This is a genomic window from Marinobacter sp. CA1 (assembly GCF_020546665.1).
Lineage (GTDB): Bacteria > Pseudomonadota > Gammaproteobacteria > Pseudomonadales > Oleiphilaceae > Marinobacter > Marinobacter xestospongiae.
The window spans coordinates 4,563,173-4,584,280 of record NZ_CP071785.1 but is presented as its reverse complement, the minus strand read 5'-3'; the positions used below and the strand labels follow the sequence as shown (position 1 = coordinate 4,584,280).

The 21,108-nt window shown below is 60.5% G+C and carries 12 protein-coding genes and 1 riboswitch; of the genes, 5 read left to right on the top strand and 7 right to left on the bottom strand.

Annotated features, from left to right (window positions below; translation table 11 throughout):
* The first annotated feature begins 191 nt into the window (after positions 1-191).
* On the top strand, positions 192-1,421 hold the full coding sequence (locus J2887_RS20910; RefSeq protein ID WP_227173056.1) for an ISL3 family transposase: 1,230 nt from the start codon (positions 192-194) through the stop codon (positions 1,419-1,421).
* A 39-nt stretch (positions 1,422-1,460) separates the two neighbouring features.
* Positions 1,461-2,420 carry an integron integrase gene (locus J2887_RS20905; protein WP_227173055.1) on the top strand — a complete coding sequence of 320 codons (960 nt, stop codon included), beginning with the start codon at positions 1,461-1,463 and terminating at the stop codon, positions 2,418-2,420.
* Between the two features lie 14 nt (positions 2,421-2,434).
* On the opposite strand, the gene J2887_RS20900 is transcribed toward J2887_RS20905, so the two are convergent.
* Together J2887_RS20900 and J2887_RS20895 are read right to left on the bottom strand one after the other, a co-directional pair.
* Positions 2,435-3,496 carry a ribonucleotide-diphosphate reductase subunit beta gene (locus tag J2887_RS20900; protein WP_227173054.1) on the bottom strand — a complete coding sequence of 354 codons (1,062 nt, stop codon included), beginning with the start codon at positions 3,494-3,496 and terminating at the stop codon, positions 2,435-2,437.
* A gap of 203 nt (positions 3,497-3,699) precedes the next feature.
* A complete protein-coding gene (locus J2887_RS20895; RefSeq protein WP_227173053.1) occupies positions 3,700-6,456 on the bottom strand; it encodes a ribonucleoside-diphosphate reductase subunit alpha in 2,757 nt (918 codons plus the stop codon).
* Between the two features lie 271 nt (positions 6,457-6,727).
* Positions 6,728-6,877, bottom strand: a riboswitch (cobalamin riboswitch).
* Positions 6,878-7,049: 172 nt separating this feature from the next.
* Between J2887_RS20895 and J2887_RS20890 the strand changes: the two genes are divergently transcribed.
* Complete coding sequence (locus J2887_RS20890) at positions 7,050-7,769, top strand: DUF3047 domain-containing protein (protein WP_227173052.1); 720 nt, start codon at positions 7,050-7,052, stop codon at positions 7,767-7,769.
* 24 nt (positions 7,770-7,793) lie between these two features.
* On the opposite strand, the gene J2887_RS20885 is transcribed toward J2887_RS20890, so the two are convergent.
* From J2887_RS20885 to nhaB, 4 genes are all read right to left on the bottom strand, one after another.
* On the bottom strand, positions 7,794-8,588 hold the full coding sequence (locus tag J2887_RS20885) for a substrate-binding periplasmic protein (protein WP_227173051.1): 795 nt from the start codon (positions 8,586-8,588) through the stop codon (positions 7,794-7,796).
* Between the two features lie 136 nt (positions 8,589-8,724).
* Positions 8,725-9,576 (bottom strand): universal stress protein, encoded by an 852-nt coding sequence (locus J2887_RS20880; protein WP_227173050.1) that lies wholly within the window; start codon positions 9,574-9,576, stop codon positions 8,725-8,727.
* A gap of 43 nt (positions 9,577-9,619) precedes the next feature.
* Entirely contained in the window at positions 9,620-11,107 is a 1,488-nt protein-coding gene (locus J2887_RS20875; protein WP_227173049.1) for a SulP family inorganic anion transporter, read from the bottom strand.
* Positions 11,108-11,196: 89 nt separating this feature from the next.
* Positions 11,197-12,702: a sodium/proton antiporter NhaB gene (nhaB, locus tag J2887_RS20870; RefSeq protein WP_227173048.1), complete on the bottom strand. Its 1,506-nt coding sequence runs from the start codon at positions 12,700-12,702 to the stop codon at positions 11,197-11,199.
* A gap of 313 nt (positions 12,703-13,015) precedes the next feature.
* Between nhaB and J2887_RS20865 the strand changes: the two genes are divergently transcribed.
* Together J2887_RS20865 and J2887_RS20860 are read left to right on the top strand one after the other, a co-directional pair.
* Positions 13,016-16,756 carry a response regulator gene (locus J2887_RS20865; RefSeq protein ID WP_227173047.1) on the top strand — a complete coding sequence of 1,247 codons (3,741 nt, stop codon included), beginning with the start codon at positions 13,016-13,018 and terminating at the stop codon, positions 16,754-16,756.
* Between the two features lie 148 nt (positions 16,757-16,904).
* Positions 16,905-19,091 carry an EAL domain-containing protein gene (locus J2887_RS20860; RefSeq protein ID WP_227173046.1) on the top strand — a complete coding sequence of 729 codons (2,187 nt, stop codon included), beginning with the start codon at positions 16,905-16,907 and terminating at the stop codon, positions 19,089-19,091.
* Between the two features lie 18 nt (positions 19,092-19,109).
* Here the strand turns inward: J2887_RS20860 and J2887_RS20855 are convergent, their stop codons facing one another.
* A complete protein-coding gene (locus tag J2887_RS20855) occupies positions 19,110-21,077 on the bottom strand; it encodes a methyl-accepting chemotaxis protein (protein ID WP_227173045.1) in 1,968 nt (655 codons plus the stop codon).
* Positions 21,078-21,108 lie beyond the last annotated feature (31 nt).

Here is a 21,108-nt window from a genome sequence, read left to right as displayed (position 1 = left end):
TCTTGTTAAAACATCAGCTTAGCCAATTGCTAAGCGCTTCGCCATGGAATCATTTGACTTCCACGATTTGTTCTCACAATAATACTGTATAAATATGGCTCTTCACTTCTTCTGGTGGGTAACCCTTTATTTTCCTATCGTTTTTGGTCACTGTTATCCCATCCGATTAACGCGACGGATGGTGACTACCGTTGGATCAATGCACCCTTTACCAACAGATTCTTGGGCTCTCCTCGCCCTGGTTTGTCTCAGGCGTCGAGCTTGATAAGAGCCAGGGAGAAGTCGTAGTCCAGGTCGATCTAGACCGCAGCGCCAAACTGGTCTGCCCTCGCTGTGCCCGTACCTGCCCGGGCTACGACTCACGGGAGCGTCGTTGGCGTCATCTCGATACCTGCCAATTTCGGACGCAAGTGGTTGCTCAAGTCCCTCGAGTACAGTGTCCGGAGCATGGTTGCCTGACTATCAGCGTACCCTGGGCTGAACAGAACAGCCGGTACACATTGCTGTTTGAAGCCTTTGTGATTAGTTGGCTCAAGGCAGCTTCGATCTCTGCCGTCAGCAAACAGTTGCGTCTGAGTTGGACCGCCATCGACAACATCATGGATCGAGCGGTGCGTCGGGGGCTGGCCAATACGCCCAACCGGGATACTACTCGGCTGGCGGTCGATGAGACGGCATTCCGCAAGGGGCACGACTATGTGACGATCGTTTCCAATGCCGAGGGGCAGGTCCTCGCGGTGGAAGACGGCCGGTCTTCAGACAGTCTTGGCCGTTTTTACGAAAGCCTGAAAGAGCCGTGCAAACAGTCGATTATCTCGATCTCCATGGACATGAGCCCGGCCTATCAGAAGGCCACGTTTGACCATATCGAGAAAGCCCACCGGAAGATTGCCTTCGATCACTTTCATGTTGCACAGATGCTGACCCGGACGCTTGATGCCACTCGCAAGGCTGACATGGCGCGGGCGGATCGTTCGATGCGTCAGGAGATCCACCGAAGCCGATATACCTGGTTACGTCACCGCAAGAGCCTTGAGGGACAGCAGGTTCGGCAAATCCGGAACTTGTCGGATGCGCTCAAAGACACCGGCCTGGTGTGGTACCTCAAGGAAAAGGCTCGAGACATCTGGCAGGGGTATCGTGTCAAAGGTGCTCGTTCGGCTTGGCTGGAATGGGTTCAGATGGCTCGGCTAACAGAAATTCGGGCCTTGGCGTCAGCGGCAAATCAGATCGAAACCAAGTTGTTTGGCATTCTCAACGCCATGCGATTTCGAGCCTCAAATGGACTGGCGGAAGCCATCAACGGACAGATAAGAACGTTAAAGGTTCGATCCAGAGGATTCCGGAGCAAGGAAAGGTTCAAGCGGGCGATACTGTTTCACTATGGCGGACTGCCTATGGCTCCTAACCCACACGGATAAGTGAAGAGCCATAAATATACAGATACTGGAGATAGTCCCATGGAAGGGAAACAACTTCGTTTGCGTGATCAGTTCCGCGACGTTATTCGCGTCAATCACTACAGCATTCGTACTGAAAAGTCCTACTGGTACTGGATTCGGTATTTCATTCGCTTCCATCAGATGAAGCACCCACTGGATATGGGCTCCAGAGAGATCAATGAATTCCTGACCTGGCTTGCTGTACATCGGCAAGTTGCAGCAGCTACCCAAGACCAGGCTTTGAACTCGCTGGTGTTCCTTTATGACAAGGTTTTGGACAGACCTTTGGGCGATATTGGTGATGTGGTTCGGTCGAAAAAGCCTCGAAAATTGCCTGTGGTCCTTACCCATGACGAAGCCATGCGCACTATTGAGAGGCTAAATCATCCTGATCACCTTATTGCCTCGTTGATGTACGGCTCCGGTCTACGGGTGACCGAAGCCTGTCGTCTCAGGATCAAAGACCTGGACTTCAATCAACAGGTAATTACAGTGCGTGACGGCAAGGGTGCGAAAGACAGGACGACGTTGCTACCGACACCGCTTGTTGTGCCGCTGCAGAACCATATTGGCGACTTGCAGAGGGCCTGGAAGCAGAAAGACGAGTTGTATCAGCACCCGGTCAGCTTGCCGTACGCTTTGGCCAGGAAATACCCTAACGCAGGTAACTCTTTGGAGTGGCAATGGCTATTTCCATCGCCTTCACTCAGTACCGACAACCTGGGTAATGTTGCCCGCCACCACCGCCACATTTCTTCCGTACAACGGGCAGTTCGTCGGGCGGTAAGTGAAGCAGGGATTGGCAAACGGGCGGGTTGCCATACCTTCAGGCACACCTTTGCCACTGAGCTGCTGAAACGTGGCAATGACATCCGTACCGTGCAGGATCTGCTCGGCCACGCGGATCTGCGCACCACCCAGATTTACACCCATGTGCTGGGCCAGGGCTTTGCAGGCGTACGCAGTCCGTTGGGTTAAAGGTCAGTAAGCGCTTACCATTCCAACTGAGCCCCGGTCTGATATTCGATCACCCGGGTCTCGAAGAAGTTCTTCTCTTTGCGCATGTTGGCTTGTTCGTCCAGCCAAGGCGACACGTTCTTGGCGCCGGGGAACGGTTCTTCCAGGCCGACGGTGCGGGCGCGGCGGTTGGCAACGAAGCGGAACTGTTCGCTGTGGTACTCGGCGGAGTAGCCGAGGATCGGGTCGCGGAGGATGTAGTCGGCGTAGGCTTTCTCGGCGGCTTCGGACTCGTCCCACATCTCCCGTACCGCTTTCGGGTCGAGGGTGATGTTCTCTTCTTCCAGGATCTGGTTCACCACTTTCAGGCCAAAGGAGAAGTGCATGGCCTCGTCCCGCAGGATGTACTGCAGCTGCTCGCCGGTGCCGCGCATCAGGCCGCGACGCTGCAACGCGAAAATGGGGCTGAAGCCGTTGTAGAACCAGCAGCCTTCAAACACCGCGGCGAAGAACAGGTAGGACATGATGAAGTCCTGCAGGTCGTCCGGGTTGCGCAGGTTCATGTCGGAGCGCATGGCGGCATCGAGGCGGCGGTTGGCCACCTGGATCTTCTGGTTGATCTCCGGCACCACCCGATAGCGGTTGTAGATCTCACTCTGGTCGAGGTTGAGGGTCTCGATGCAGTGCTGGTAGGTCCAGGTGTGCAGGGCTTCTTCGTAGACCTGGCGGGCCTGGTAGATCTGCAGTTCCGGGGCGCTCATTTTCTCCATCACCGCCAGGCCAATGTTGCGCATGGCGAGAATGTCGGAGGTGGTGAGGTAGGCCAGCACGTTCTCGTAGACGTGCTTCTCCGGCGCGCTCAGGCGGTGGTGGTAGTCGTGGACGTCCTGGGCCATGTTGATGTCCAGCGGGGTCCAGTGGTTCTTGTTGGCGTTCATGAAGTACTCCCAGGCCCAGGGGTACTTGAACGGTGCCAGCTGGTTGATGTCGGTCTCGCCGTTGATCACACGCTTGTCGTCAACGTTGACCGGGCGCGGGCCGTCGGGGTTGCCGGCTTGGGGTTGCTTGGGGGTGGAGTCGTCGTCCCAATCGAGCATGGTGGTGGTCCTCAGAATCTTGGTGTCGGCGTAGGCGATTTGGTTTTGGTGCCGGAACCGGTCTGCGAACCTTTTTCAGGACACGCCCGTGAATACGTCCCTGTAGGGCTCGACGCTGGCCGTCCATGGCCAGCGACGGTCCTGAAAAAGGTTCCCAGCCCGTTCCTCAGAACTGTTCAGTTACCTCAGTGAAAACAAACGGCTTACTGACAGGCCTCACAGTCCGGGTTGTCGATGGAGCACACCTGCGGGGCCGGGGCTGCCTGCACCGGGGCGGATTTCTCGGCGCCGGTGGCGCCCAGGGAGCGCAGGTAGTAGGTGGTTTTCAGGCCGCGTTCCCAGGCCAACTGGTACAGGGCGTCGAGCTTCTTGCCGGACGGCTCGGCCATGTACAGGTTGAGGCTCTGGGCCTGGTCCAGCCATTTCTGGCGGCGGGCGGCGGCTTCCACCAGCCAGCGGGCGTCCATCTCGAAGGCGGTGGCGTAGCGGGCCTTGATCTCGGCCGGGATACGCTCGATCTGCTGCACCGAGCCGTCGAAGTACTTGAGGTCGTTGACCATGACGTTGTCCCACAGGCCTTCGGCCTTGAGGTCGGCGACCAGGGACGGATTCACCACGGTGAACTCGCCGGACAGGTTCGATTTCACGAACAGGTTCTGGTACGCCGGCTCGATGGACTGGGACACACCGACGATGTTGGAAATGGTCGCGGTCGGCGCGATGGCCATGACGTTGGAGTTACGCATGCCGTGCTTGGCCACCAGCTCGCGCACCGGCGCCCAGTCCAGCTTCGCTTCGGTGTTAACGCTGAGGTCGCCGTCCTGGCGGGATTCCGCCAGCAGGTTGATGGAGTCGATGGGCAGGATGCCCTGATCCCACAGCGAGCCCTGGTAGGTCGGGTAGGCACCACGCTCGGCCGCCAGCTCGGCGGAGGCGCGGATGGCGAAGTAGCTGATCTGCTCCATGGCGAGGTCGGCGAATTCCACCGCTTCCGGGCTGGAGTAGGCCAGCTTGAGCTGATACAGGGCGTCCTGAAAGCCCATCAGGCCCATGCCCACCGGACGGTGCCGCAGGTTGGATTCGCGAGCCTGGGGCACGGCGTAGAAGTTGATGTCGATGACGTTATCGAGCATCCTCACCGCGGTGTTCACGGTTTGCTCCAGACGCTGCACGTCCAGCTCGCCATCCTTGATGTGGGCGGCCAGGTTGACCGAGCCCAGGTTACAGACGGCGATTTCCTCGGCGCTGGTGTTGAGGGTGATCTCGGTGCACAGGTTGGAGGAATGCACCACGCCCTGGTGCTGCTGCGGTGAGCGCAGGTTGCAGGGGTCCTTGAAGGTGATCCACGGGTGACCGGTCTCGAACAGCACAGTGAGCATCTTGCGCCACAGCTGCTTGGCCGGCAGCTTCTTGTGCAGCGGCAGTTCGCCGCGCTCGGCCATGGCCTCGTATTCCTCGTACCGGCTGCGGAAAGCGTTGCCGTAGAGGTCGTGCAGGTCCGGCACGTCGCTGGGGCTGAACAGGGTCCAGTCCTGGTCCCGGCGCATGCGCTCGATCAGCAGATCCGGCACCCAGTTGGCGGTGTTCATGTCGTGGGTGCGACGGCGCTCGTCACCGGTGTTCTTGCGCAGTTCGAGGAATTCCTCAATGTCCAGGTGCCAGCTTTCCAGGTAGGCACACACCGCGCCCTTGCGCTTGCCGCCCTGGTTCACTGCCACTGCAGTGTCGTTGACCACTTTCAGGAACGGCACCACACCCTGGCTCTTGCCGTTGGTGCCCTTGATGTGGGAACCCAGCGCTCTTACCGGCGTCCAGTCGTTGCCAAGACCGCCGGCCCACTTGGACAGCAGGGCGTTGTCCTTGATAGCACCGTAGATGCCTTCCAGGTCGTCGCTGACGGTGGTGAGGTAGCAGGACGACAGCTGGCTGTGCTGGGTGCCGCTGTTGAACAGGGTTGGCGTGGACGCCATGTAGTCGAAGGACGACAGCAGGTTGTAGAACTCGATGGCGCGGGCATTGGGGTCGTCTTCCCGCAGCGCCAGGCCCATGGCCACCCGCATGAAGAACACCTGGGGCAGTTCCAGACGGTCGCCGTTCCAGTGCAGGAAGTAGCGGTCGTACAGGGTCTGCAGGCCGAGGAAGCCGAACTGGTAGTCGCGCTCCGGAATCAGTGCCGCACCCAAGCGCTCCAGGTCGAACGCCGCCAGCGCCTCATCGAGCAGTTCGTAGCGGATGCCGGCGTGAACAAACGCGGTCAGGGCCTGGGGATAGACCGCCTTCAGGGATTCCTGCAGGGGCAGGTCGAGGGCAATGGCGGCCTCGACCCGCAGCTGTTCCAGCAGCAAGCGGGCGGTGACCTGGGAGTAGTCCGGCTCCTGCTCGATGTGACTGCGGGCCGTCATCACCAGCGCTGACAACACATCGGCCTCGGGAATGCCGTCATACAGGCCCTTGAGGGCCTCGTCCACCACCGAGGTGGCGTCGACGCCGTCCAGGCCCTCACAGGCCTGCTCCACCTGGTACTTCATCAGCCCCAGGTCCAGCGGTGCCACCTTGCCATTGGTCTGTTTCACGGTCAGGCTCGGGTGCGCTTCCACCGGGGCCTCGCGGCTGGCCCGCTCCTGGGCGTGGGCTTCGCGGTAGAGTACGTAGGCACGGGCCACTTTCTGCTCTTCGGCCCGCATCAGCGCCAGTTCAACGTGGTCCTGGATGTCTTCGATATGGACCTTGCCGCCGGCCTTGAGACGGCGGCTGATGGCCTGAATCACCTGCTCGGTCACCCGTGCAACGCTGTCGTGGATGCGGGCAGAGCCGGCCGCCTGATCGCCTTCCACCGCCAGGAATGCCTTGGTAACGGCGACGCTGATCTTGGCGGCGTCGAAGCTGACCAGGGTTCCGTTACGTTTGATAACCTGCAGGGAATCGGTGTTGAGCTGGGGATCGGCCGTGGCGGCGGACATGCTGTGTCTCCTGAGTGCGCGTTGAAAGTCCGTGACCTTCACGTCGGCAGGAGAGCGAGAGATGGGGCGAGCAACCGTGGTGGGGACATGAGCAGGGGGACAGATCTGAAATCTGTCCCCGACGACAAAGCTTTCCCCAGACAGGCTGCGACATCGGGCAGGGGACAGAGTTCAGATCTGTTCCCCAGCGGTATGCCCCCACTTCAATTCGACTCTGCTCACCTGTGACGCGAAGGTGCAGTTACTGAGCAATAAGCTCACTGTTCCTGGTGGTCTTCGGACTCAGGGGCAGGGTTCGTGATCGAACCGCCTTGCGGGGCGACTTCCCAACCGGTTGCGGTCAGTGTCTGGTGCCTGGCACCGTGCCTCGCTCGTTCCCCAATACCGCTGCGCGTCAGTTCCGGAGTCTCACCGGATTCCCGATACAGCGTGATCTGGCGTTGTGACTGGTGATTTCCTCACCGCTTTGGTTACGCCTTAATCACTATATCTGGTATCAAACCAAGAACAACAACACTATATACACCGATCATGACTTCAACAAGGCACTTTTCGGCAATCCACGGGTCAGTGCCCAAAACGGGGGAATCGGCATGAATCGAAACAAGGTGTTAGCAGCCCTGGCGATGATCATAAGCCTGGCTTTTGGATTGCCGGCCACGGCCGCGCCAGCGGAATTTTCCCGGCTCGATACCCTGGCGCCGGAGTGGATGCCCCTGACGTTCCCCAACATCGAGCGTCACAGCGAGTATCGGCTGGTACGCGATTCCCAGGGCACCCAGGTGGTGGAAGCCCGCACCGATGGCGGTGCCTCTGGCCTGATCGCCCGCCTGGACCTTGACCCCGGCGAGCAGCTGATCCTGCGTTGGCGCTGGAAGGTGAGCAACGTTTACCAGGCCGGCGACGCCCGCCGCAAAGACGGTGACGACTACCCCGCGCGGCTCTACGTGGCGTTCCGGTTCGAGGACGAACACGCCGGCTTCTTCGAGCGCCTCAAGCGCGGCACCGTCAAGGCGCTGTTCGGGGAGGAACTGCCGGGCAATGCCCTCAACTACATCTGGGCCAACCGGCTACCGCAGGGCCGGATGGTGGCCAACCCCTACACCGACCAGACCATGATGGTGGCGGTAACCAGCGGCCGGGAACGGGTGGGACAGTGGGTGACGGTGGAACGGGACCTGGTGGCGGATTACCGCCAGGCCTTCAGCAAGGCGCCGCCACGGATCGTCGGTATCGGCATCATGTCGGATGCCGACAACACCGGTGACTCAGCCACCGCCTGGTACGGCGACATTGAACTGATTACACCCTAGAAGGCCAAGAGAAAAAGTAACCACTCACTCGCTAAGGGCGGGGAAGCCGGGCAACAGATAACTTTGACCCCGGGTCACCGGTGGCGGTACCTCGTTGCGCTCGGCCAGGCGTCGGTAGGCGTCGTCGAACCGGCGCCGGATGCGTTCTGCCCCCGGGCTCTGGCGGGAGAACAGCCAGGCGGTGTAGCGGGTGCGCAGCGGGTGCTCGCGCAGGCCCTCAATGTCGTAATCCGCCATCACTTCACGAATCGGAAACTGGTAATCCAACAGGTAGTGACCGCGATTGCGCTCCAGCATGTACAGCGCCGCCAGGTGATTGGGAGCGTAAGACACCCGGATGTTGTCGGATTGCTCCAGGTAATCCACCAGACCACCGTAAGTGTAGCCGGAGATGAGGATCAGGATCTGTTCGTTGAAGGTCTCGAAGCGGGTGACCGGCGGCGTGTCCCGGAGCGACCAGGCCGACAGCTTGACCGGGATCGGCGTCACCGCGCTTTCCAGCACATAGCCCTGCAGTTCCGGGACTTCCGTCAGCCCTGGCCACAGGTCGATCACGCCGTTCTTGAGATAGAAATAGGTGCGGGAGATGGGCAGGTAGACGAACTCCACCTGGTAGCCGGCCTCGGCTGCCACCTTTCGGGTCAGCTCAATGAAGCTGCCCGCCGCGCGGCGGTTGCCGTTCTGGTATTCCAGCGGCGGGAACTCCACATAGCCGATGCGCAGCACCCGGTCTTCGCTCGCCAGTCCCTGGGCGGGCAGGCAGAACCATAGCAGCAGCAGGGGTAACCACCCCCAACGGCCCGTCTGCCTGTTGTCCACGCCACTGATCACCGTCCGCTCCTGCTGCTGGTACTGCCTGCGCCATTGTGAAACCGGAGGGTATCAGATCAGGCCAACAATACCCCCGACTGGGTCAAACTTCCGTGACCACGATGCGTCAAGTTTTACACTCACCTCAGCGTAACACCAACAGCGGTGTGGTGGAGGTTTTCAGCATGTTGGTAGTGGTACTGCCCATGAACAACTGACGAATGCGGCTGTGGCCATAGGCCCCCATCACCATCAACTCGATGTCGTGCTCCTGTTGGTACTGGTGCAGCGCCTGTTCCACGTCGCCGGGGCGGATCGCCAGGTGGATCTCGGTCTGCAGCGGCGCCAGCACCTGCTCCGCCTGCTTGAGCTGCTCCCACTGATCGTTGGTGTCAGCCCCGACCATCACCAGGTGCAGGGGAAAATCGCGGAACAGCGGGCTCTGGGCCAACATCTCCAGCCCCTTGCGGGTGGTCGGGCTGCCGTCAAAGGCCAGCATGGCGCTGCGGGGTTCGCGGTACTCGTCCGGCACCAGCAGCACCGGCCGGTGGACCTGACGCAGCACGGTCTCCAGCTGGCTGCCAATGTGGACATCCCGATCGGTACTGCTTTCACCGTGCAGCCCCATCACCAGCAGACGGGTGCTGTCCTCGATCGCCAGCAGGGAGTCGGCCAGATCACCGTGGCGCTGGCGTTGGTGGATGTCAGTGACACCGAACGCCTGCGCCCGCTGTTCCGCCGCCTGCAACATGTGGTGGCCCTGTTCCAGCGCCAGTTTGCCCCGGCGCTGGTCCAGCTCCGCCAGTTCCTCCAGCAGATGCTCACGGGTACCCAGGCCAATGCTGCCGGCCAGGTCGGTTTCCGCCGGATAGCGGTCCTGGTCCAGTACGTGGAACAGCGTCAGCGGCGCGTCCAGGCGCCCACTGGCCCAGGCAGCGTAGTCACACACCGCCGGCGCGGCCCGGGAACCATCGATACAGCCTACTACTTGCTTCATCGTTACCTCGCTACCTCAATCCCTGTTGTCGGTGTCGGCAGGCTCAATGGCCCATCAGCTGTTCAACGCCTTCGGGCTTGTCGTGCACCCCGAAGCGGTCAACGATGGTGGCGCTGGCCTCGTTCAGGCCAATCACCTCGACATCGGCCCCTTCACGGCGGAACTTGAGCACCACCTTGTCGAGGGCGCCGACGGCGGTGATGTCCCAGAAATGGGCCCGGCTGAGGTCTATCACAACACGATCCACCCCTTCCTTAAAGTCGAAGGAGGACAGGAATTTCTCCGACGAGCTGAAGAACACCTGGCCCACCACGGTGTAACTGCGGCTGCGGCTGGCTTCGTCCAGGTCGGATTTGACCAGCATGAAGTGGCCCACCTTGTTGGCGAAAAACATCGCCGCCAGCAGTACGCCGGCAAACACCCCAAACGCCAGATTGTGGGTTGCCACCACCACAATCACCGTGACAATCATCACGATGTTGGTGGATATCGGGTGTTGTTTGAGGTTGCGGAAAGAATCCCAGCTGAAGGTACCGATGGACACCATGATCATCACCGCCACCAGCGCCGCCATCGGGATCTGTACCAGGATGTCATCAAGCACCACCACCATGATCAGCAGCACAATACCGGCGGTGAGGGTGGACAGCCGGGTGCGGCCACCGGACTTCACGTTGATGATCGACTGGCCGATCATTGCACAGCCAGCCATGCCGCCGAGCAGGCCGGCGCCGATGTTGGCGATGCCCTGGCCGCGACACTCGCGGTTGCGGTTGCTTTCGGTATCGGTGAGGTCGTCAACGATGGTGGCAGTCATCAGCGACTCCAGCAGCCCAACCACCGCCATCGAGGCGGAGTACGGCAGCACGATCCACAGCGTCTCCAGGTTCAGCGGAACGTCCGGGAACAGGAAGATCGGCAGGGTCGACGGCAGCTCACCGAGATCGCCAACGGTGCGGATATCGAGGTTGAGGAACACCGCCACGATGGTCAGCAGGATGATGCACACCAACGGCGACGGCAGCACCCTGCCCACCACCGGCACGTACGGGAACAGGTAGATGATGCCCAGGCCAGCGGCGGTCATGGCGTAGACGTGCCAGGTGACGCCGGTCAGCTCCGGCAGCTGGGCCATAAAGATCAGGATCGCCAGGGCGTTGACGAAGCCGGTCACCACCGAGCGCGAGACGAAGCGCATCAGCTCCCCCAGCCGCAGGTAGCCGGCAAGAATCTGCAGCACCCCGGTGACGATGGTGGCCGCCAGCAGGTACTGCAGGCCGTGGTCTTTCACCAGATCCACCATCAGCAGGGCCATGGCGGCGGTGGCCGCGGAGATCATGCCGGGACGGCCGCCGGCGAAGGCGATTACCACGGCGATACAGAACGATGCGTAAAGCCCCACTTTGGGGTCGACGCCGGCAATGGTGGAGAACGCAATGGCCTCGGGAATCAGGGCCAGGGCCACAACAATGCCGGAGAGCAGGTCGCCGCGAATGTTCGACAACCACTCGGTTTTGATGGTTTTCATCATGAGGAATCCGGAAAAATCAGTGTGCTAGAGACGACAATGCCCGCGCCTGGTCACGAAACAACCAGGGCGGGCAACTGGGACGGGGGATTTTAAATCATCTGGATGACACTAAACAGGCCAACCGTGCCCATCACCACCGTATACGGGAACGCCATCACCACCATGCGACCGTAGGACAGTCGCACCAGCGGCGCAATGGCGGAGGTCAGCAGGAACAGGAACGCCGCCTGGCCGTTGGGGGTGGCCACGCTGGGCAGGTTGGTGCCGGTGTTGATCGCCACCGCCAGGTTCTGGAAGTGCTCGGTGGTGATGGTGCCGGCATCCAGCGCCTGCTTGACCTCGCTGATGTACACCGTGGCCACAAAGACGTTGTCACTGATCATCGACAGCACGCCGTTGGCAACAAAGAACCAGGCCGGCTGGCTGCTTTCCGGCAGGCTCAGCACCAGATCGATGATCGGCTTGAACAGGTGCTGCTCGTGGATCACCGCCACGATGGCGAAGAACACCACCAGCAGCGAGGTGAATGGCAGCGACTCCTGGAACGCCTTGCCGATCTGATGTTCATCGGTGACCCCGGTAAAGGCGGTGATCAGGATAATCACCAGCAGCCCGATCAGTCCCACCTCGGCCAGGTGGAAGGCCAGCCCGATCACCAGCACCACGGCCGCCAGCGCCTGCACCCACAGGGCCGCCTGGTCTGCCTTGGTGCGCTTGGAACGCTCGTTGTCGGCGAATTCCTCCAGCACCTGGCGTACCGGCTTGGGCAGGCGGGTGCCATAGCCGAACCAGCGCAGCTTCTCCAGCAGCCAGCAGGTGATCAGCCCCGCCACCAGCACCGGCAGGCTCACCGGCGCCATGCTCTGGAAGAACTCAACAAAGTCCCAGCCCACCACCTTGGCAATCAGCAGGTTCTGGGGCTCGCCGACCATGGTGGCCACGCCGCCGAGGGCGGTACCGATGGCGCCGTGCATCAGCAGGCTGCGCAGGAAGGCGCGGAAGTTTTCCAGGTCTTCCCGGTGCAGCTCGATCACACCGTCATCACTGAGGGCGTTGTGGTCCTTGTGGTGGTAGCCTTTGCCGGACGCCACCTTGTGGTAAACCGAGTAAAACCCCACCGCCACCGAGATGATCACCGCGGTGACCGTCAGCGCATCGAGGAAGGCCGACAACAGTGCCGCGGCACAACAGAACAGCAGCGACAGCGCTGACTTGGAGCGTACCCCCACCAGGATCTGGGTGAACGTCACCAGCAGCAGGTCTTTCATGAAGTAGATCCCCGCCACCATGAACATCAGCAGCAGGATCACCGGAAAGTTGGTGAGCACCTCGTGGTACACCGCCTCCGGCGTGGTCATGCCGATCAGCAGGGATTCCACCGCCAGCAGGCCACCGGGCAGCAGCGGATAGCACTTCAACGCCATGGCGAGGGTGAAGATGAACTCGCCGACCAACACCCAGCCGGCAACACCGGGACCGAAGGTCCAGACGATCAGGGGATTGGCGATCAGAAACAGAATGATCACCTGTTTGTACCAGGTGGGCGCATTGCCCAGGAAGTTGGCGGCAAAACCGCCCATAACGGTGGATGGCATGATCAATTCACTTGAACAACTGACGAAGGGCGTGGGCATGGTAGCAGATCCCCTGGCCACTTTCTGGCCAGTTGGCTATAAATCAGTACAAAAGAACGACGCTGTTGTCGGTTCGGACGCGTCCGGAACGCCAGGCCAAAGGTCGTAGTTCATCCACCGGGTCCCCGGCTCACGGTGACCCATCGGCAGGACGTTGCAGCCAGTCCCGGGGCGATGGTCGGCGGCGTTCGGGCGCTGGAAAATTCGCCAGAATCGACCATGCTGAGAGGATCGTGGCAATTTCGCTCGTCGGCGATGCAAGGAGTGCAGAATCGTGAGAGCCCTATCTGAGATGGACCGTAACGCTCGCCAGCAGTTACTGATGTTGTGCGTCCCGCTAACCGGTCTGATCCTGCTGCTGACCTGGCTGACCTACCACCAGAACCACCAGCACGCGCACTTAGTGACAGATGCCGATGCCTACCGCACCTTGACCGAGCTACGTACCCAGCTCAAAGATGCCCTGGCAATTCCAATCCGTGATCTTTCTGGCATCGCCCAGACCCCACTGGCCCGTTCGGCACTGGAGGCACCCACCCTGGCTGAGCAGAAAGCCCTGTTCGCCCAGGCGCTATATCCGTTGATCTACCAGAATCCAAACTACTTTCAGGTTCGCTGGATACAGGATACCGGCCACGAAGGTGTACGCATTGATATCGGTCAGGGGGAGGAAATAATCCAGCGCACACCCGAGGACCAACTGCAGGACAAAAGCCCTCGATCCTATCACCACGCAGTCATGGCTCTAGCTCCATTTCAGCTCCATATCTCAGAGCCAGACCTCAATCGCGAACAAGGGAGACTGGAACGTCCATTACGGCCCGTACTGCGGGTCGCACTACGGCTGCCAGCTTATCAGGGTCGGGATAACGGCTATCTGATCATCAATGTGGAGGCAAACAATCTGCTGGCCAGCATCGCTGAGCTTGGCCAACTGAACGGGTTTGAGGTAATGGTAACCAGCTCTCAAGGCGACTGGATACTGCATCCGGACCCCACAGTTACCTGGGCCTCATTCCGTGACCACGACAATAATGTTGCCCAGACCAACCCGGAGTTGTGGCAGGCACTGGCAATCGACTCCGACAGCGATCTTGAGCTGGATTCTGGCCACTGGTATCTGAGCCATATCACTCCTGATGCTAAGGGCCGGGGCGGAGCCACTGTGAAACAGGCTCCAACCCTGACCCTGCTGTTACGTGAATCCACTGAGTTGCTGGCTGGCTACCACCAGAATGCTCTGCAGCAGGCTGCCCTGGTGTTCTTCATTCTGCTGGCACTATTCTCACTGCTGTCAATGCTGTTCTACCGCCGCTTACACCAAGCCGTACAATTGCGTAATCGGCTTACTCGCAATGCGGAGGAACTGACCGACAACATTCAGTTTATAAACGCCCTTACCAATGCCCTGCCTGGTCTGGTGGCATTCTGGGACACCAACGAGCGCTGCGAATACGCCAACGGAACCCATCATAAATGGCTTGACCTGGACCCGGACACCATGAAAGGGATGAGCCTGCACAATGTATTTGGCGCAGAGGCCTATCAGAAGTGCCAACCGCAGATCGATGCTGTGATGAAAGGAGAAAAGCAAGCCGTTGAGCTGGTGTTAGCCACTCGACAGGGCTCCCGCACGGTGTTGCTCAACTTACTGCCACTATTCAACCCCGTAGGGCTGATCAAAGGCTTCATATCCCTGGTAACAGACATTTCTGAGATTGTTCAGGCTCGGGAAACCTTAAGTGCACTGAATACCGCTCTCAAACAACGGACGGAAAGTGCCGAAAACGTCGCCCGGGTCAAGAGCGCCTTCCTGGCCAACATGAGTCACGAAATCCGCACCCCAATGAACGCCATCCTAGGGCTGCTGACGGTGTTAGCAGATTCCGGCCTCAATACTCGGCAGCAGGACTACGTCAACAAGATCTCCGGCGCCGGTAACGCCCTGCTACAGGTGCTGAACGACATCCTCGACCTGTCCAAGCTGGAAGCCGGCAAACTCAACGTGGTGGAGGAGCCGTTTTCCATCGAGCAGGTGATCCGCAAATCGGTGCAACTGTTCGAGCTGGGCTTCTCCAAGAAGGGGCTGGAACTGCTGGTGTGGATTGACCCGGCCCTGCCCCGCACCGTGATTGGTGACGACCACCGGCTGGGCCAGGTGCTCAACAATCTGCTCGGCAATGCCCTGAAATTCACCGAGAGTGGCACCGTGGAACTGGCGGTGCGCCTGGAAAAACCGGGCAACCAGGTCAACCATGTCCGCTTTTCGGTGAGGGACACCGGCATTGGCATTCCACCGGGAAAACAGGCCGATCTTTTTGAGGCCTTTGACCAGGCCGACACCTCCACCACCCGCAAGTACGGTGGTTCCGGCCTGGGGCTGGCGATATGCAAGAGCCTGGTGCGGTTAATGGGGGGGGATATCTCGGTGGCCAGCAAGCCGGACGAGGGCAGTGAGTTCCATTTCACCCTGCCAATGCAGGTGGAAACCACCGAACCGGCCTGGCAGAACCACCAGCTGCGGGTACGGCGGGTGCTGCTGGTGGAAGACAACGACGCCACCGCCCAGTTGATGTTGTCCTACCTCAATACCTGGTCGGTGCATTGCGATCACGCCCGTACCGCGGAGGATGGTCTGGCCCGCTACCTGCGCGCACTGGATACCCATGAACAGTACGACACCCTGCTGGTGGACTGGATACTACCTGGTAAGGACGGAGTCTGGCTCTACAACAGCCTGCAGGAGTACGCCCGCACCACCGGCTCCAACATCCACCCGATGGTGATCATGGTTACTGCCCATAAACAGGAAGACCTGCTGCAGGCACTGGAGCGAGAGGTCCGCCAGGATGACGACCACCCCTCGGTTCTGACCAAACCCGTGACACCGTCTGCGCTGTTCAACAGCCTCAATGGCGTGCACACTTTTGGCCGCAGCGACCACAACGACAGCCGCCCCGGTATCGTGGTGCCCGACCTGGGCACCCTGCAGTCGCTGGTAGCCGGCAGCCGCATCCTGCTGGTGGAGGACAACGAGCTGAACCAGGAAGTGGCGCTGTCCATGCTCGCCAAGCTGGGGCTCTCCGCGGACACCGCTGGCAACGGCATCGAGGCGCTGGAGTACCTTGAACACCAGCACTACGACCTGGTGCTGATGGACCTCCACATGCCGGACATGGACGGCTATGAAGCCACCCGCAAGATCCGCGAGCAGTACGCCTACTACGACCTGCCGGTGGTGGCGATGACCGCCGCGGTGTTCGAGGAAGACGTCAAACAGGCCAAGGCGGCCGGCATGAATGACCACATCGGCAAGCCGCTGGATTTCCAGGTGGTGACCTCGGTGCTGTGCCATTGGCTCAACCGCGACGGCCAGACCGCGGTGACCCCGATGCTGCCGGATATCGATCCGGATACCCGCATTGGTCTGCCCGGTGCCCTGCAGTTCAGTGAGCAGGAAATCCTTACCCGCTTCCAGGGCGACCAGGAGCTGGTATTGCGGCTGCTGCAGAGCTTTGTGCGGCAGTACCGGTCCGGCTGTCCACAGCTGCCGGCCGAAGGTGAGGACCGCAAGCCCCTGCACCAGTTCCTTCACACCCTCAAGGGGTCCGCTGCCACCCTTGGACTGTACGAACTCTCTCAGTTGGCCGAATCCGCCGAGAAACAGTTCAAAGAGGGCGAGCAGGTTGAGCTGGACTCACTGAGGCAGGCGCTGGAGCAGGCAGTCACCGAAATCGCCGACTGGCTCGCAGAGCAGGAGCCACCAACCAAGGCCAATTCGAAAGAGGATGGCCAAGCGGCCGAAACCGGCGCGATCCAGCAGGAGCTGCAGGCGATCCAGGAAACCATTGCCCGCTCCCGGCTGCCGTCCCAGGAGGACATTGACCGACTGCGCAACTACGTCAATCACCCGGACCTCGGTGAGCGCTTCCGCACCCTGCTGATGGAGCTGGACGAATTCCGCTACCAGTCGGCGATGGTGACGCTGTCGGAAATCGAACGTCAAATCGTGTGAACTTTCGCCAACTGGCTTGGAATTAGCCTAAGGCGTTCTACACTGAAACGAGTCACATTCAATGAGCTTCTGAACCCCCGATACCTCTTCAGATCGGTTCAGGGGCTCCCTACGGAAGGACCAGGACGTCTCTCAGGAGAGTGCATCCATGGATCGGAAGACGCTGTTGCAAAAACCGCTGTTGCTGTTGGTTGATGACGAGCCCAACAACCTTCGTGTACTCGCCGAAGCCCTGCGTTTTGATTATGAGATCGCCATCGCCACCAGCGGCGCCGGCGCCCTGCAGTTCCTTGAGAACGACACCCTTCCCGACCTGATCCTGCTGGACGTGATGATGCCCGGCATGGACGGTTACGAAGTCTGCCAGACCCTGAAGCAGCACCAGGAGTGGAACCGCATCCCCATCATCTTCGTGACCGCCGCTACCGACAGCGCGTCGGAGCAGCGCGGCTTCGAGATGGGCGCGGTTGACTACATTCACAAACCCTTTGACCGGGCAGTGGTATTGGCCCGCATCCGCTCCCACCTGTCAGTGCACGGTATGATGGACCGTCTCAGCTATACTGCCTCCCGGCTGGACGCCTCCATCGCCCAGGAGATGGAGCACGTCAGTACTGCCAGTAAAACGCTCAATCCGCAGATGCTGCTGATGGACGCGGTGTTCGATCAGGCGATGGAAGGCATCACCGTCACCGATGGCGAGGGGTGTATTCGTGCTGTGAATCCGGCGTTTACCCGGATCACCGGTTACGCCCCGGAAGACGTGGTCGATAAGGACCAGGATACCCTGCGACAATCGCTGAAGCGCTCGGAGTTCTCCGCCGAGGTGTGGGAGCGGGTGCGCAAGACCGGTCACTGGCAGGGGGAGCTGATCAACCGTCGCCACAACGGCGAAACCTATCCGGAGCTGCGCACCATCCACGCGGTGTCCAATCCCGCCGAAGGGGTGACCCATTACGTCTCGGTGTTCAGCGACATTTCCGCCACCAAGCAGAAACAGAGCACCATCGATTTCCTCACCTGGTACGACGCCCTGACCGCCCTGCCCAACCGCCTGCTGATGCTGGAGCGGCTGGAAACCGCCATGCAGATGTGCCAGACCAGCCAGTTGACCTCCGCGGTGATGATCCTCGACATCGACCGCTTCAAGGCCATCAACGAATCCATGGGCCTGGAGGTGGGCGATCGGGTGCTCCGTGCCTTTGCTGACCGCCTCAGCCAGTTGATGTGCAATGGTGAGACCATTGCCCGTATCGACGGCGACAAGTTTGCGGTGCTGCTGCCACCGAGCCATGCCAGCAAGACCCAGAAGGCCAACCGGGCACTGGAAGTGGCCACCGAACTGCAGGAAGCCATGGCCCGCTCCCTGACCATCGAAAACCAGGACATTTCCCTCAGTGTGACGGTCGGCATCACCCTGCTGCCGGGCACCACCTCGGAGCTGGCGGCGGATGCCCTGCGCAACGCCGAAACCGCCCACCACAAGGCCAAACTGGAACAGGCCGGCTCCATCGTGTTCTTCAGCGAGCGCATGGGGCTGGATGCCATGGAGCGGTTCTACACCGCCCAGGCCCTGCGCCATGCGGTCGGTAACGGCGAATTGCGGATCTACCTGCAATCGCAGTGCGACACCGACGGCAAGCTGGTGGGCGCAGAAACCCTGCTACGCTGGGAACACCCGGATCGGGGGCTGGTATCCCCCACCACCTTCATTCCACTGGCGGAGTCCACCGGTTTCATCACTACGCTGGACCGCTGGGTCATTGACCAGATGCTGGAGATGATCCACCAGCACCAGGGTGAACTGGGGGACCTGCGCTTCGCCATCAATATCAGTGCCGACCACTTTGCGCGGGAGGATTTCGTTTCCCACCTGATCACCGGCCTGCACCACCACCGCCTCAGCGGTCATCACCTGACCCTGGAACTCACCGAGAGCGTGATGGTGCAAGAGCTGCGGTTGCTGGTGAGCAAACTACGGGCGCTGGCGGGCCTGGGCATTGAGGTGTCCATTGACGACTTCGGTACCGGCTATTCCAGCCTCAGCTACCTGCAGCACCTGCCCATCCAGGAACTCAAGATCGACCGTTCCTTCACCCAGGACATCGGCGGTAACCAGAGCGGACGCGCCATCGTCTCCATGATCCACAACATGGCGGCGGAACTGAACCTGCGCACGGTGGTGGAAGGGGTGGAAACCGAGGAGCAGTGGCAGTACCTCAAGCACTACCCCAACACCGTGGTGCAGGGCTACTACTTCAGCAAGCCCCAACCCATGGACGTCTGGCTGGCGACCAACCTCAATGGCAAGTCGCGGGCCCGGCACTCGGCCTGAGCCCGCATCCCCACTCCCCTATTCGGTCTTGAAGCGGGCCACCAGCTGGGTCAGGCGGGCATTGAGCTCGGCCTGGCGGGCACTCAGCCCAGCCACTTCCCGCGACACCCCGGTGACGTGGTTGGCGGAATCGTTGATGTTGACGATGTTCTGGTTGATGTCCTCTGTCACCAGATGCTGCTCTTCCGCCGCGCTGGCGGTCTGGGTGGTCATGTCGCGTATCTTCTCCACCGCCTCTTCAATGCGGTCAAAGGCCTGCAGCGCCTCGGCGGTTAACGCTACCGCTTCTTCGGACTGGCGCGAACTGCGCTCCATATTGGCGGACACGTCCTTGGTGCGGTTCACCAGCTGACTGAGAATCTTGTTGATCTCCTCGGTCGAGCTTTGGGTGCGTTGGGCCAGGCTGCGGACCTCGTCGGCCACCACCGCGAATCCCCGTCCCTGTTCACCGGCCCGGGCCGCCTCAATGGCGGCATTGAGCGCCAGCAGGTTGGTCTGCTCGGCAATGTCCTGAATGGTGGATAGGATGTTGTTGATGTTGCCGGTTTCCTTCTCCAGCTCCAGGATCACCGAGTTGGACGACTTGATGCTCTCCCCCAGGGCCTCCACGCCGGCGGCACTGCGGTTGATCACATCCTTGCCGGCACTGGTGGCCTCCATGCCGTTCTCCGACACCGAAGCGGTGTCCACACAGTTCTTCGCCACTTCGTTGGCCGCCGCCGCCATCTCCGTCACCGCGGTGACAATCTGCTCAATGGAACCCAGCTGCTGGCTGGCGTTGTCGGACAGGTCCGCCGATTTGCCACTGGTGTCCGCCGACACCGCGTCCATGTCGTGGGCAGTGGACTTGATGTCCTGGATCATGGTCTGGGTCGACTCGATGAACTGGTTGAACCACTGCGCCAGTTCGCCGGCCTCGTCGCGGCTGGCCACCGGAATCCGCGTGGTCAGATCGCCTTCGCCCTCAGCGATGGTCTTGAGGTTGTCCTTCACCGAGTTGATCGGCGTGACAATGCGATTGGCGATGTACAGGCCCAACACCCCGAACAGCACCACCAGCACCAGGCTGACGATGGCGGTGGTCATGCCCACGTCGCGGGCGCTGGCAAAGATCTCGTCTTTCTCCATCAGGCCCACGAACTTCCAGCCCAGGGCCTCGGAATGATAGACATTGGCCATGTAGTCGACGCCGTCGATGCTGAACTCAATCACCCCGGACTCGGTGGCGTCGATCAGGCCGAAGTAGTCTCCCTCCAGTTCGGTCAGCGACTGGAAGTTGTTTTCCGGATTGCCGCCATCCACCAGGATGTTGCCGCTGCCCTCAACGATGATCAGGTAGCCACTGTCGCCCAGACGTATCTGCTGCACCATGTCGGTCAGGGATTTCAGCGACACGTCGATCGCCACCACGCCACCGAAATCTCCCTGGCTGTTGCGGTAGCCCTTGAGCACCGACACATAGACGGCGTCGTCCGGCTCCCAGTAGTAGCCATCCCGGCGGGCGATCTGGTAGCTGGCCTGCTTGCCGATATCAAACCAGGGTTCGGTGCGCGGGTCCCAGTCACCATAGTCGGCGGTGCCAGGCCATTCCAGGTAGCCACCATCCTTCTCGCCCATGTAGACGTAACCCAGCATCGGGTTGTTGTCTCCGATGGCGCTGAACAGGTCGAAGATGGCCTCTTCACGGCCGCCATTCCGGCGGGCCACCAGGGACGGTTTACGGCCCTCACCAAAATACTTGGTGATCGGTCCGGCATTGGTGTTGGTCACCGCACTGGCTTCGGCCATGAACGAAACGTTGTAGCCAATCACATCGAAGAAGTTCTCGAACGATTGGTCAACGATGGAAATATCGGTGGTGCTGGTGTTGAGGAAGTCGGCTTCGGCCTGCTCAATCACGTTGTTGATGGTGATCAGCGAAACAATCAGCACCGGCAACAGGGTGGTGGCCAGAAAGGCCGACAGCAGCTTGGTCTTTATCTTCATTCAGGGAGTCTCCTGTAGAGATCGCCGTGGC